This is a genomic window from Sphingopyxis sp. HIX, from assembly GCF_001468285.1.
Taxonomy (GTDB): domain Bacteria; phylum Pseudomonadota; class Alphaproteobacteria; order Sphingomonadales; family Sphingomonadaceae; genus Sphingopyxis.
The window spans coordinates 36,089-48,752 of record NZ_LNSB01000032.1; the positions used below are offsets into that span (position 1 = coordinate 36,089).

13 protein-coding genes are annotated in these 12,664 nt (G+C 68.1%); 11 read left to right on the top strand and 2 right to left on the bottom strand.

Features of this window, described 5'->3' with window-relative positions; translation table 11 throughout:
* Positions 1-106: 106 nt before the first annotated feature.
* The 9 genes from hflK to ATE62_RS15405 all read left to right on the top strand — a co-directional run bounded on the left by hflK (position 107) and on the right by ATE62_RS15405 (position 9,293).
* Positions 107-1,273, top strand: a complete 1,167-nt coding sequence (gene hflK, locus ATE62_RS15365; protein WP_058808248.1) for a protease modulator HflK — start codon at positions 107-109, stop codon at positions 1,271-1,273.
* Positions 1,273-2,121: a protease modulator HflC gene (gene hflC, locus ATE62_RS15370; protein ID WP_058808247.1), complete on the top strand. Its 849-nt coding sequence runs from the start codon at positions 1,273-1,275 to the stop codon at positions 2,119-2,121. The genes hflK and hflC overlap by 1 nt, the downstream gene beginning before the upstream one ends.
* 120 nt (positions 2,122-2,241) lie before the next feature.
* Positions 2,242-3,741: a trypsin-like peptidase domain-containing protein gene (locus ATE62_RS15375; protein ID WP_058808246.1), complete on the top strand. Its 1,500-nt coding sequence runs from the start codon at positions 2,242-2,244 to the stop codon at positions 3,739-3,741.
* Between the two features lie 230 nt (positions 3,742-3,971).
* On the top strand, positions 3,972-4,337 hold the full coding sequence (locus ATE62_RS15380) for a VOC family protein (protein WP_058808245.1): 366 nt from the start codon (positions 3,972-3,974) through the stop codon (positions 4,335-4,337).
* A 58-nt stretch (positions 4,338-4,395) separates the two neighbouring features.
* Positions 4,396-4,953: a methylated-DNA--[protein]-cysteine S-methyltransferase gene (locus ATE62_RS15385; RefSeq protein WP_058808244.1), complete on the top strand. Its 558-nt coding sequence runs from the start codon at positions 4,396-4,398 to the stop codon at positions 4,951-4,953.
* A 190-nt stretch (positions 4,954-5,143) separates the two neighbouring features.
* Positions 5,144-6,739: a helicase HerA-like domain-containing protein gene (locus ATE62_RS15390; protein ID WP_058808272.1), complete on the top strand. Its 1,596-nt coding sequence runs from the start codon at positions 5,144-5,146 to the stop codon at positions 6,737-6,739.
* A gap of 59 nt (positions 6,740-6,798) precedes the next feature.
* The gene (locus ATE62_RS15395) at positions 6,799-7,248 is read left to right on the top strand and encodes a hypothetical protein (RefSeq protein ID WP_058808243.1); all 450 of its coding nucleotides are present in this window, start codon (positions 6,799-6,801) and stop codon (positions 7,246-7,248) included.
* A 265-nt stretch (positions 7,249-7,513) separates the two neighbouring features.
* Complete coding sequence (locus ATE62_RS15400; RefSeq protein WP_058808242.1) at positions 7,514-8,800, top strand: cytochrome P450; 1,287 nt, start codon at positions 7,514-7,516, stop codon at positions 8,798-8,800.
* Between the two features lie 97 nt (positions 8,801-8,897).
* Positions 8,898-9,293: a hypothetical protein gene (locus tag ATE62_RS15405; RefSeq protein WP_058808241.1), complete on the top strand. Its 396-nt coding sequence runs from the start codon at positions 8,898-8,900 to the stop codon at positions 9,291-9,293.
* Here the strand turns inward: ATE62_RS15405 and ATE62_RS15410 are convergent.
* A complete protein-coding gene (locus ATE62_RS15410; RefSeq protein ID WP_058808240.1) occupies positions 9,290-9,700 on the bottom strand; it encodes an acyl-CoA thioesterase in 411 nt (136 codons plus the stop codon). The two genes, ATE62_RS15405 and ATE62_RS15410, sit on opposite strands and share 4 nt — an antisense overlap.
* Positions 9,701-9,872: 172 nt before the next feature.
* Here ATE62_RS15410 and ATE62_RS15415 point away from each other — a divergent pair, with 172 nt between their 5' ends.
* Positions 9,873-10,559 carry an N-acetylmuramoyl-L-alanine amidase gene (locus tag ATE62_RS15415; protein WP_058808239.1) on the top strand — a complete coding sequence of 229 codons (687 nt, stop codon included), beginning with the start codon at positions 9,873-9,875 and terminating at the stop codon, positions 10,557-10,559.
* Positions 10,560-10,574: 15 nt separating this feature from the next.
* Here the strand turns inward: ATE62_RS15415 and queF are convergent, their stop codons facing one another.
* Positions 10,575-11,045 (bottom strand): preQ(1) synthase, encoded by a 471-nt coding sequence (gene queF / locus ATE62_RS15420; protein ID WP_058808238.1) that lies wholly within the window; start codon positions 11,043-11,045, stop codon positions 10,575-10,577.
* Positions 11,046-11,174: 129 nt separating this feature from the next.
* Here queF and ATE62_RS15425 point away from each other — a divergent pair, with 129 nt between their 5' ends.
* The gene (locus tag ATE62_RS15425) at positions 11,175-12,518 is read left to right on the top strand and encodes a hypothetical protein (protein WP_058808237.1); all 1,344 of its coding nucleotides are present in this window, start codon (positions 11,175-11,177) and stop codon (positions 12,516-12,518) included.
* The last annotated feature ends 146 nt before the right edge of the window (positions 12,519-12,664 follow it).

Genomic DNA, 12,664 nt, shown 5'->3' on the forward strand with positions numbered 1-12,664 from the left:
AGATAGGGTTGCGCGAACCGATTGCCAGCCATTTTCGTGCGCACCCCCTGTTAATCGCGCGGCTCGCCCCTATAAAAGCGATATGAGCAACGAGAATAGCGACGTTATGGGACGCCGCGCCCTTTCGGGTGTGCGGCATTTTTTGAGCCGGATCGCGACCGCGATGGCGAACAATCCCTGGGGCCCCAAGGGCGGCGACGACGGGAAAGGCGACGGCGGCAGCGGTGAGGGCGGCGGTAGGAAGCCCGGCCCGCGCAACCCGTGGGTCAGCCCCGATCCGGTCGACATCAACCGCGGCCGCAAGCCGCGCGGCCCCTCGGCGCTCGACGAACTGCTGCGCAAGGGTCGCGGCAGCTTCGGCGGCGGAGACGGTGGCAACGGCGGCGGCGGGCGCATGAACCTGCCCGATTCGGCGAAGCTCTGGAAATGGGGCGTGCTCGCGCTCATCGCGATCTGGGCGATCTTTTCCTCCTTCCACATCGTCCCCCCCGAAAAGGAGGGGGTGGTCGTCCGCCTGGGCAGCTATTCGCGCACCGTCGGTCCCGGGGTCAAACTCACCTGGCCCGCGCCGATCGAGACGATGCGCCTCGAGGACGTGCGCGCGATCCGCACCATGCCGATCGGTTCGCCCAACGCCACCGACGAGAATTTCGTGCTGACGCGCGACCAGAGCCTGGTCGACCTCGCCTATGAAGTGCGCTGGTCGGTGCGCGATCCCGAACTCTTCTTCTTCCAGCTCGCCGATCCGGAGGGCACGATCCGCGAGGTCGCCGAAACCTCGATGCGCGCCACCGTCGCCAATTTCGACCTCGTGTCGGCGATCGGCCCGGGACGCGTCGACATCGAGGCGCAGGTGCAGCAGCGCATGCAGGCGCTGCTCAACGAATATCGCGCCGGGGTGACGATCCAGGGCATCGCGATCCGCCAGGTCGATCCGCCGAGCGAGGTCGACGAGGCCTTCAAGGCCGTGACCGCCGCGCAGCAGCAGCGCGAATCGGCGATCAACGAGGCGCGCGCCTATGAGGCGCAGGTGCTCGAAGGCGCGCGCGGCCAGACCGCGGCGTTCGACAAGATCTACGAGCAGTATAAATTGTCGCCGCAGGTGACGCGCCAGCGGCTCTATTACGAGACGATGGAGCGCGTGCTGTCGAACGTCGACAAGACGATCGTCGAGGCGCGGGGGGTCACCCCCTATCTGCCGCTTCCCGAGGTGCAGCGCCGCATGCAGGAGCCCGCGGCCACGCCCGCCCCCGCTACGAAGGGAGGCCAGTGATGTTCGAGAATCTGACCCAGCGCCCGATGCGCCTGCTCATCGGCATCATCGTCCTGCTCGTCATCCTGTCGCAGTCGCTGGCGATCGTGCCCGAGGACAAGCAGGCGCTGATCCTGCGCTTCGGCGAGATCGAGCGCACGGTGAACCGCTACAAGCCCAATGAGGATTTCGGCCGGTCGGGCGCGGGCCTCGTGCTGCGCGTGCCCTTCACCGACGGCATCCAATATATCGACAAGCGCGTGCTCGGCGTGAACATGGAGCGCCAGCAGGTGCTCTCGACCGACCAGCAGCGGTTGCAGGTCGACGCCTTCGCGCGCTTCCGCATCACCAACCCGGTGCGCATGTACACCGCGATCCGCACCGAGGAGCGGCTGCAGCAGCAGCTGGCGACGATCCTCGGTTCGTCGCTGCGCAACGAGCTCGGCAAGCGCACCTTCGCGACCTTGCTGTCGCCCGAGCGCGGCGCGGTGATGGACAATATCCAGGTCGCCTTGAACCGCGAGGCGAACAAATATGGCGCCGAGGTCATCGACGTGCGGATCAAGCGCGCCGACCTGCCCGAGGGCGAGACGCTGCAGCTCGCGTTCAACCGCATGCGCACCGCGCGCCAGCAGGTCGCGACCGCGATCCGCGCCGAGGGGCAGAAGGAAGCGGCGATCATCCGCGGCGCCGCCGACGGCGAGGCCGCGCGCATCTATGCCGAAAGCTATGGCAAGGATCCCGAATTCTACGACTTCTGGCGCGCGATGCAGAGCTATGACCAGACCTTCCGGCCGACCAACGAGGGCGGAACGTCGATCATCCTGTCGCCCGACAATGAATATCTGCGCCGCTTCCGCGGCGACTGATCCCCGCGGCTGAACGGGGCCTGCAGGCGTCGTTCATGTTCAATCGCCGTTCAGCCGCGGCGAAGCAGACAACCGCCGCCGGGGTGAGCGTTTTTCGTGTACAGAAGAGGAATTTCGATCGTGCGTTATGTTTATGGCATCACTTCGGCTCTGCTGGCGGGTGGCACGGCGCTGGCGCTGGTCACCCAGTCCCCCGTCGGCGCGCAGGTCGCGCAGAATGAATCGAGCGAAATCGCCAAGGTCGTCCCCCGCTCGGGCGCGCCCGAAAGCTTCGCCGACCTCGTCGAGCAGCTCCAGCCCGCGGTGGTCAACATCTCGACCAAGCAGGAAGTGACCCTCGGCGTCCGCCTCAATCCCTTCGCGGGCACGCGCGAGCCGATCACGCAGGAACAGCAGGGCGGCGGCTCGGGCTTCCTGATCTCGGCCGACGGCTATATCGTCACCAACAACCATGTCATCTCGGGCGGCCCGCGCGGCGAGGCGGTGAACGAGGTCACGGTCACGCTCACCAACCGCAAGGAATATAAGGCGAAGATCGTCGGCCGCGACCCGGCGTCGGACCTCGCTTTGCTCAAGATCGAGGCGACCGGCCTGCCCTTCGTCAAATTCGCGACCGGCAGCGACGCGCGCGTCGGCGACTGGGTCGTCGCGATCGGCAATCCCCTGGGCCTCGGCTCGACGGTGACCGCGGGCATCATCTCGGCGGTGCAGCGCAACCTCGGCCAGGGCGGCGCCTACGACCGCTATATCCAGACCGATACCGCGATCAACCGCGGCAATTCGGGCGGTCCGCTGTTCGACCTGCAGGGCAATGTCGTCGGCATCAACAACATGCTGATCTCGCCCGTCGGCGCGAACATCGGCGTCAATTTCGCCATCCCCGCCGACGCCGCGATCCCGGTGATCGAGGCACTGCGCGCCGGCCAGGCGGTCGAGCGCGGTTACCTCGGCATCGGCATCACCCCGGTCGACGAGGATATGGCGGCGGCGCTCGGCCTGCCCAAGGACCGCGGCGAACGCATCGGCCGCATCGAACCCGGCGAGGCGGGCGACAAGGCGGGGCTGAAGCGCGGCGACGTCGTGACCAGGGTCAACGGCCAGGAAGTCACGCCGCAGCAGACGCTCTCCTACATCGTCGCGCGCGTCAAACCCGGCACGCGCATCCCGCTCGAGGTGATCCGCGACGGCAAGACGATGACGATCCAGGCGGTGGTCGGTAAGCGTCCGCCCGAGGAACAGCTCGCGGGTTCGACCTTCGACCCCGAGGACGAGGCCCCGACCGAAGATCCGGCGGGCGCCGCCGACGCCGCGATCCAGACCGAACTCGGCCTGACCGTGATGCCGCTGACCCCCGACATCGCCCGGTCGGTCGGCGTCGACGCATCGACCAAGGGCCTGGTGATCGCCGCCGCTTCGGGCACGAGCGACGCGGGCCGCAAGGGCATCCGCCGCGGCGACGTGATCCTGAGCGCGGGCAACGCCCGCACCCCGGTGACCACCGCCGACGCGCTGGCCAAGGTCGTCGCCGACACCAAGGCGGCGGGCCGCGACGCGGTGCTCGTCGAAATCCTGCGCCGCGGCGGCCCCTCGGCCGATGTCGCGCTGCGGTTGAAGAAATGATTTCTCTATCCCCTCCCGCTTGCGGGAGGGGAGCGAGGCTTACGAACTTGTTCGTTAGCCGCAGCGGGGTGGGCATTTGCCACGCCGCTGGCCCACCCCGCTGCGACTAACTCCGGCTGCCGCCGGAGCAAGTCTCGCTGCCCCTCCCGCAGGCGGGAGGGGTTTGAAAGTCTTTGCCCTTCGCGGTCATTGTTCCTATTATGTTCTCTCCACGAGTCGGGAGAGAGACGATGATCGGATATGTGACGCTGGGGACGCAGGATCTCGCCAAGGCGGCGGTCTTCTACGATGCCATCGCGGGCGAGCTCGAAACGCCGCGGATGATGGAATTCGACACCTTCATCGCCTGGGGCAAGCCGGGCGCCGCGGGGATCGGGCTCACCAAGCCCTTCGACGGCAATGTCGCGAGCGTCGGCAACGGCGTGATGGTCGCGCTCGAGGCGAAGGACAAGGACCAGGTCCACCGCCTCTACGACCTCGCGCTGGCGAACGGCGGCACCTGCGAAGGCCCTCCGGGACCGCGCGGCGAGGGTTTTTACGCGGGCTATTTTCGCGACCCCGACGGCAACAAGCTCAACGCCTTCATCATGGGGTGAAGCTTGGCTTCGTCCGGCGGCCGCCCCATATCGGTCCCACCGACAGGGAGGCCGGGCGATGGCGCGTGATTTCTACCAGCTGTTCGAGACCGCCGCGGGCGTCGCCGCGATCGGCTGGAACGGCGTGGGCGTCACCAGCTTTCGCCTGCCCGCGCCGGATGCGCGCGAAAGCGAGCGCTCGCTCCTGAACCGCCTGCCCGGCGCGGCGCGCGTCGCGCCGCCGCCCGAGGTGCGCGCGGTGATCGACATGGCTGTCCGCTATTTCGCGGGCGAGCGGATCGATTTCACCGGCGTCCCCGTCGACCCCGCGGTGCAGGACCCGGCCTTCGCCGGCATCTACCGCCTGGTGCGCGCGCTCGGCTGGGGTGAGACGACGACCTATGGCGCGGTCGCGCAGGCGCTCGGCCACGGCCCCGAATATGCGCGCGACGTCGGCCAGGCGATGGCGCGCAACCCCGTCCCCCTCATCGTCCCCTGCCACCGCGTCACCGCCGCCGGCGGCCGCATCGGCGGCTTCTCGGCCCCCGGCGGCGCGCAGTCGAAGGCGGCGATGCTGGAGCTCGAGGGCGTGGTGCCGGCGGCCGTGGCGCCGACGCAGCGCGGGTTCGAATTTTAGGCGGCGGTGCTTGCCCGGGGTGGTGGCAGGGCGCTTAGGGGTGGGAAGCTGCCGTTCATGGGCCGCGGCTTTCGCCGGGGACCACGAACGTCCGCTCCAACCCCAAAGCAGCCCCCCCCTCTTGCCGATTGCCTGTGCAATCGCCGCGTTCTAGACCTTGGGCGAATTGTGACCAGTGGAGGAAAACAGCGTGAGCGACGGCAGCACGGCCAGCGAAATCTATATCGGGCTCGGCGGCGGCGGGGCGGCGGACGGACCGCGCCAGTCGCTCGTCCTCAAGCGCGCGAACCGCCACGGGCTGATCGCGGGCGCGACCGGGACCGGCAAGACGGTGACGCTGCAGGGGCTCGCCGAGGGCTTCTCGGCGGTCGGCGTCCCGGTGTTCGTCGCCGACGTGAAGGGCGACCTTGCTGGCATGGCGATGGCGGGCAGCCCGACGTCGAAGATGCACGAGATTTTTGCAAAGCGCGCCGCCGAGATCGGCGATGCCGAATGGACGTACCGCGACAATCCGGTGATCTTCTGGGACCTGTTCGGCGAGCAGGGGCACCCCATCCGCACCACCATTTCCGAAATGGGCCCGCTGCTGCTCGCGCGGCTGATGGGGCTCAACGAGGTGCAGGAGGGCGTGCTCGCGATCGCCTTCCGCGTCGCCGACGAACAGAATCTGCTGCTGCTCGATTTGGGCGATCTGCAGGCGATGCTCGCCTGGTGCGCGCAGAATGCCGACGAGCTGACGGTCAAATATGGCAATGTGTCGAAGGCCACCGTCGGCACGATCCAGCGCCAGCTGCTGACGCTCGAAAGCCAGGGCGGCGACCATTTCTTCGGCGAGCCCGCGCTCGATATCCAGGACATGATCCGGCTCGACGACAATGGCCGCGGTTATGTCAACATCCTTGCCGCCGACAAACTGATGGCGAGCCCCAAGCTCTACGCGACCTTCCTCCTCTGGCTGCTCTCGGAGATGTTCGAGACGCTTCCCGAGGTCGGCGATCCCGACAAGCCCAAGCTCGTCTTCTTCTTCGACGAGGCGCATCTGCTGTTCGACGACGCGCCGCCCGCGCTCGCCGAGAAGATCGAGCAGGTCGTCCGCCTGATCCGCTCTAAGGGCGTCGGCGTCTATTTCGTCACGCAGAACCCGATCGACATTCCCGAGGATGTCGCGGGCCAGCTCGGCAACCGCGTCCAGCACGCGCTGCGCGCCTTCACCCCGCGCGACCAGAAGGCGGTCAAGGCCGCGGCCGACACCTTCCGCCCCAACCCCAAGGTCGATGTCGCGCGCGAGATCACCGAGCTCAAGGTCGGCGAGGCGCTCGTTTCGCTGCTCATGCCCGACGGCGCGCCGTCGCCGGTCGAGCGCACCCTGATCAAGCCGCCCTGCTCGCGCGCCGGGCCGCTCGACGCCAAGGAGCGCGCGATCATCAAGTCGATCTCGCCGGTCGAGGGCAAATACGACACCGCGGTCGACCGCGAGAGCGCCGAGGAACTGCTCGCCGCCAAGGCCGAGCAGGCGCAGGCCGCCGCGGTCGAGGCCAAGGCGCAGGAGGAGGCCGACAAACAGGCGGCGATCGCCGCCAAGGAAGAGGCGAAGCGCAAGGTCGCCGAGGAGAAGGTCCGGCTGCAACAGGAAAAGGCCGCGGCGCGCGAGGCCGCCAAGCCGAGCTTCGCCGAGAAGATGGTCGAATCGGCGGCGCGCTCGGCGGCGACCAACCTCGGGCGGCAGGTCGCGGGCAAGTTCGGCGGCCAGCTGATGCGCGGCATTTTGGGTAGCCTGTTTAAATGATATTCCCGTTCCTCCTTTCCGTCATCCCGGCCTTCGCCGGGATGACGTGAGGGGGACAGATGGCGGACGACGTCGCACTGATGGAGGCGAGCCTGATCGCCGTCGCCGATGCCGGCATCGATGTCCGCCTGCCCTTGTTCGAGCGCTTCTTCGCGGCCTTTCCCGAACGGCGGCCGAGCTTCATCTCGGTCGACGCCGCGTCGCGGCGGATGACCGACGAGACGCTGCAGATGATGGTCGGGCTGGCGTCGGGCGAGGCGTGGGTGTGGCCGCTCGTCGCCGAGCTGGTGTTCACCCACAGGAGCTACGGCGCGCTGCCGATCGAGGAATATGACGCCTTCATCGACATGACGGTCGCCGAGCTCGGCGCCGCGGCGGGCGAGGCGTGGAGCGACGCGACCGCCGCGGCCTGGGCGCGCAGCGCGGACGCGCTGAAGGCGATGATCCGCAAGGCACGCGCCAAATGGGCCGGTGCGATGCCCGCCGGCGCGCCGCAGCTTGCGGAATAACTTCCCTCGTTTCGTTCTTGTTCGTCATCCCCGCGAAGGCGGGGATCCAGCTTCTTGCGAAGCGGTCAGGCTGAAAGCCACGGATGATCCCAAAACCCTTCGCGTTCTTTGCGCCTTTGCGTGATTCAAATTTATCGCACGCAAAGGCGCAAAGAACGCAAAGAAGGAAAAAGCTGGATTCCCGCCTTCGCGGGGATGACGCGTAGGGGCAAAGGTGGTTGTTGCCCCCTCGACAACCCCGTCGAATCGCGGCAGCTTGGGTTTCATGACAAAACCGATATTGCCTGGAGAGGTAGCCGCCGCCGTCGTCGATCCCGTCGCTTACGGGCAATGGGACGGGCTGCACGAACAGCTCGCCTGGGCGCGCGCCAATGCGCCGCTGGCGGTGGCCGAAAATGTCGAGGTCGACCCCTTCTGGCTCGTCACCCGCCACGCCGACATCATGGCGATCAGCAAGGATCCGCAGCGCTTCGCCAGCGGCCTGCGCCCGACGGTGCTCACCAACCGCGACGGCGAGGCGATCGCCCGCGCCGCGACGCCGAACAACGACGGTCATCTGATCCGCTCGCTGGTCCAGATGGATGCGCCCGACCATATGAAATACCGCCTGCTCACCCAGAGCTGGTTCATGCCCAAGAATTTGAAGATCGTCGAAGACCGCATCCGGACGCTGGCCCGCGAGACCGTCGATGCGATGCTCGCCGCGGGCCCCGAATGCGATTTCGCCCGCGACGTCGCGGCGCATTATCCGCTGCGCGTGATCATGGACATTTTGGGCGTGCCGCCCGAGGACGAGCCGCGCATGCTGATGCTCACGCAGCAGCTGTTCGGATCGACCGACCCCGACCTCAACCGCAGCCGCGAGGCGATCACCAGCGCCGAACAGGCGATCGCGATGCTCCATTATGTCATCGCCGATTTCGAAAATTATTTCGGCGCGCTTACCGCGGACCGCCGCGCCAATCCGCGCGAGGACATCGCGACGGTGATCGCCAATGCGACGATCGACGGCGGGCAAATCCCCGACCGCGAGCTCGCGGGCTATTATATGATCATCGCGACCGCCGGGCACGACACGACCAGCGCGTCGACCGCGGGCGCGATCATGGAGCTGGCGAAGGACCCCGCGCTGTTCGAACGCTTCCGAGCCGCCGACAGCGACAAGGCGGGGCTGATCGAGGAAGCGATCCGCTGGACCACCCCGGTGCAGCATTTCATGCGCAGCGCCAGGGAGGACGTCGAGATCGGCGGGCAGCAGGTCCGCGCCGGCGACTGGCTGATGCTCAACTATGTCTCGGCGAACCGCGACGAGGGGATATTCGACACGCCCTTCGCCTTCGACCCCGACCGGCCGAAGAACCAGCAGCTCGCTTTCGGCTTCGGCGCGCATGTGTGCCTCGGCCAGCATCTGGCGCGGATGGAGATGCGGATTATGATGGAGGAACTGCTGCCGCGGATCAAAAGCCTCGAACTGACGGGCGAGCCGGCGCGGGTACAGTCGGTGTTCGTCGGCGGGCTGAAGCGGCTGCCGATCCGGTTCGAGGCGGCGTAGGGCGACGGTCGGGGCGCGGCGCGCCATCCGCATTTTCCGCTTTGCGCCAGCCCCGCACCATGCCAAGGCTGCGCCCGGGTCGATATCGGGGGAAACCATGAAATATCCGACCCTTGCCGCCGCTCTCCTTTTCGCCGCCGCCGCTGCGCCCGCGGCCCATGCGATGACGATCGACGCCGACGAGCGCGAGCTTTACGACAACAGCATCCAGTGCATGGCCTTTTTCGGGATCATGGCCGGACTCGGCAGCGAAGGCGCGGCCGAGGATCCGAAGATGGTCGAATCGGGGACGAAATTCCTGGCGATCGCGACGGTGCTCGCCGACGAGGACGACGCGCAGATCAGGACCGACTTCGACGCCCAGATGAACCGCTTTGCGCGGATCGCCGAAAAGGCCGACGACCCCGCGATGGTCAAGGAGGTCAAGGATATCGACGAGAATTGCAAATTTCTCGAAACGCTCGTCGACGCGATGCTCGAGGGGTCGAGCTAGGCCTTTTCGCCGGGAAAGAAGCGCGCGACGACCTCGCTCGCGAGGCGCGCGGGACGCAGCGTCTCGGCATCGATGCAGCACCAGCTCGACTTGACCTCGGCCAGCACTTCCTCGCCGCGCTTGATGATCGTCTCGTAAAAGGCGCGCGCGCCCTGCACCTTTTCGAGGATCACCGTCGCGATGACCTGGTCGTCGAGGAAGGCGGGGCGGCGATAGGTGATCTCGTGCTTCAGCGCGACCCACAGATGCGCCGCGACCGCGTCGGGCGGCGCGATGTGGCGCCAGTGCGACAGCACCGCGTCCTGCACCCAGCTCAGATAATGGGCGTTGTTGACGTGCCCCATGAAGTCGATCGCGTCGGCGCCGACGGCGATGGCGTGATCGTGCGGGAGCGAGGCCTTGGTCATATCGTTGACACTAATGTCAACAAAGTGTGACGGGAAGATGAAAATTGGTGCGCCGCCCCCGGAATCATCTGGCGAAATCATCTGTCGTTTCGATCCAATACCGCGCCCCGCCGCCGGGAGACACTCCGCTGGTGCCGACTCGACGGAGAGCCTCGGCAAAATGGGGGGCATCATGGCGAATCCCGAAACCTATATCCTCGATCTGAATGGCAAGACGCGGCCGCCGCGCAGTTCGCTCGCGGAAACGGTGGTCCACGACATCGACTGGTTCAACGCCAACCGCGCGAGCAAAAGGCGCTTCGATCCCGTGTTGGGGATCAAGGGCGTGGTGATCCATGCGACGGCGGGCAGCACCTCGGGCGGCGCGCTGCAGCACTGGCGCACCGCGGCGAATGCGTCGGCGCACTGGATCGTCCCCGCCGAGCGCGAGGCCGAGCATGGCCGCAAGGTCATCGCTTCGGTCTATGAAGCGCGTGCGGCGCGGCACGTGCGCGACGACAAGTCGAACCGGGCGATCAACGGCGGCGCGGCGCTGATCAACCACTGGACGCTGGGGATCGAGATCGTGAACCGGCAGGACCTCGACGATTACACCGATCCCTATTCGGACTGGCAGGTGCAGGCGACCGCCGACATCGTGCGCTATTGCTGGGCGAAATATCCCAATCTGCGCTGGGTCTTCTCGCACGCCTCGGTCGATCCCCGCCGCCGCGCCGACCCGGGCAAGCAATTCCCCTGGACGAAATTCGCGGGGCTGGTCACTGCGGCGACCGCGCCGCCGGCACCGCTGCCGCTGGTGAACCCGGTCCCCGACGACGACGAGATGGCCGACGACAGCCGCCAGCCCTGCTGCGGCTAAGCCGAACTGCGGTCCCTAGCCGCGCCCGCGATAGGGCGCGACGCCCTGGTCGGGGAGCCACAGCCCCGCGGGCGGTGCGCCCGATTGCCAGAAGACGTCGATCGGAATGCCGCCGCGCGGATACCAGTAGCCGCCGATGCGCAGCCATTTGGGCTGCATCTCGTCGAACAGGCGGCGGCCGATGCCGACGGTGCAATCTTCGTGGAAGCCGGCATGGTTGCGAAAGCTGCCGAGGAAGAGCTTGAGGCTCTTCGATTCGACGATCGTGTCGCCGGGGGCATAATCGATCACCAGATGCGCGAAATCGGGCTGGCCGGTCACCGGGCACAGCGAGGTGAACTCGGGCGCGGCGAAGCGTACGAGATAGAGCTCGCCCGCGCGCGGGTTGGGCACATAGTCGAGCTGCGCCGCCTCCGGTGAGGCAGGCAGTTCGCTCGATTGGCCGAGATGTTTGGGCGCGAGCGGCAGGGGGGTGGAATCGGACATGAAATCCCTCTAGGGACGCGCGCGGCCGCTGTCATCCGTCGACTCTCCACGATTGGGCGGGGCGCGCGCCATTCAGCGCCAATTCAGCGGATGAGGCGCGAAAGGCACGATCGGGATCGTACGGATAGAATGACGCACAGGCATTTCGGGATGACGGGCAGCGCGCGGGCGGTGCTGGCGTTCGCGCTGGCGGCGGGGCTCACCATGCCCGTCGGCGCGCAAGAGGCCGAGACCCCTGCGCCCGCGCCGCCGCGCTCGATCGACTTCCGCCTGCCCCCCGCGGCCGAGAATGACGGCCGTGCGCCCGGCGTGCAGGGACCGTCGAACAACGGCATCGCGCCGACCGGCCCGAACGACACGCGCCCGACGCCCGCGCCCACACCCGCGCCGCCGCGCGTCGCGCCGACCCAGCCGCAGGTGCAACCGCAACCCGCCGCGCCGACGACCACGCGTCCGGCCGCGACCCCTGCGACGCCGCGCGATCCGGCCGCCGCCGCGCCGCGCGCTGCAGCGCCGACCGATGACGCCGCGTCCACCGATACGCTCCCGACGGCGTCCGACGCGGCCCCCGGGCTGAGCCTGCCGTCTGCGACGACGACCAGCGATCCGCTGGCCGACGATGCGTCGGTGGTCGATGCCGCCGCCGCCGCGCCCGCGCCCGACCGGGGCATGCCGGTCTGGACCTGGCTGCTCGCGCTGCTCGCGGCGGCGGGCGCCGGCTACTGGTATTGGCGCCGCCGTCCGGTGGTCGCCGATGGCCCGTCGGTCGAGCCCGTTCCGCAAGCGCCCCCGCCGCCGCGCCCGGTTCCCGCGCCCCAGCCCACGCCGCGCGCCGTTACGCCGCCGCCTGCCCCGCAGCCGCAGCCCGTAGCGCCCGCACGCCAGCCGGTGCTCGAAGGCGCCGTCGCAGGCCAGCGCGCACCCTCGCCGCTCGTCACCCGCCCCGCCGCCGAGCGCCGTGCCATCGTATCGATCGCGCTCGACGTCGTGTCGATCCGCATGACCCCCGAGCATGTCGTCGTCGGCTTCGCGCTCGACCTTGCCAACCAGGGGTCGGCCGATGCGACCGGGCTGATGGTACGCATCGCGCTCAACCAGGGATCGGCGATGCCCGAGCCCGTGCTCGCGCGTTTCTTCGACGGCGCGGGCGGCAGCGTGCTGCGCGACGATATGGAGATCAAGGTCGGTGCGGGCGAATCGCTCACGACCGAGGCGATGTTGCCGCGCGCGATCGTCGAGCCGCTGATGATCGGCGGCAAGCCGATGCTGGTCCCGGTGATGGCCTTCGACGTCACCTATCATTGGGAAAGCGACGACCCCGACGCCTTCGGCCAGAACGCCGGCAGCTTTGTGCTCGGCCGCGAACAGGGGGCGAGCGGCAGCGAGAAGCTCGCGCCGCTCCCGCTCGACCGCCCGTCCTACGCGGTCGACCGCCCCGGTTCGCGCGCGACCGCGGTGCGCCGCACCCAATAGAGGCGTCACGCGCGCGTCACGCTTTTCTGTTGCAGTGCAGCATCTGCTCGGGCAGGACACCGCGGCGCTTGAAAAGGCGCCGGTGGGGGCATAGGCTTGCCGTCCCCGGAAAGAGCAGGTTGGCTGGCGAGGGGACAGGCACAGGT

What these genes read in the sequence shown, in the direction of transcription:
- ATE62_RS15410 (WP_058808240.1), bottom strand. Translation starts at nt 9,700, where the DNA reads ATGACCAAGGCCTCGCTCCCGCACGATCACGCCATCGCCGTCGGCGCC.
- ATE62_RS15400 (WP_058808242.1), top strand. Translation starts at nt 7,514, where the DNA reads ATGACAAAACCGATATTGCCTGGAGAGGTAGCCGCCGCCGTCGTCGAT.
- ATE62_RS15425 (WP_058808237.1), top strand. Translation starts at nt 11,175, where the DNA reads ATGACGCACAGGCATTTCGGGATGACGGGCAGCGCGCGGGCGGTGCTG.
- ATE62_RS15380 (WP_058808245.1), top strand. Translation starts at nt 3,972, where the DNA reads ATGATCGGATATGTGACGCTGGGGACGCAGGATCTCGCCAAGGCGGCG.
- hflK (WP_058808248.1), top strand. Translation starts at nt 107, where the DNA reads ATGGGACGCCGCGCCCTTTCGGGTGTGCGGCATTTTTTGAGCCGGATC.
- queF (WP_058808238.1), bottom strand. Translation starts at nt 11,045, where the DNA reads ATGTCCGATTCCACCCCCCTGCCGCTCGCGCCCAAACATCTCGGCCAA.
- ATE62_RS15385 (WP_058808244.1), top strand. Translation starts at nt 4,396, where the DNA reads ATGGCGCGTGATTTCTACCAGCTGTTCGAGACCGCCGCGGGCGTCGCC.
- ATE62_RS15405 (WP_058808241.1), top strand. Translation starts at nt 8,898, where the DNA reads ATGAAATATCCGACCCTTGCCGCCGCTCTCCTTTTCGCCGCCGCCGCT.
- ATE62_RS15415 (WP_058808239.1), top strand. Translation starts at nt 9,873, where the DNA reads ATGGCGAATCCCGAAACCTATATCCTCGATCTGAATGGCAAGACGCGG.
- hflC (WP_058808247.1), top strand. Translation starts at nt 1,273, where the DNA reads ATGTTCGAGAATCTGACCCAGCGCCCGATGCGCCTGCTCATCGGCATC.
- ATE62_RS15395 (WP_058808243.1), top strand. Translation starts at nt 6,799, where the DNA reads ATGGCGGACGACGTCGCACTGATGGAGGCGAGCCTGATCGCCGTCGCC.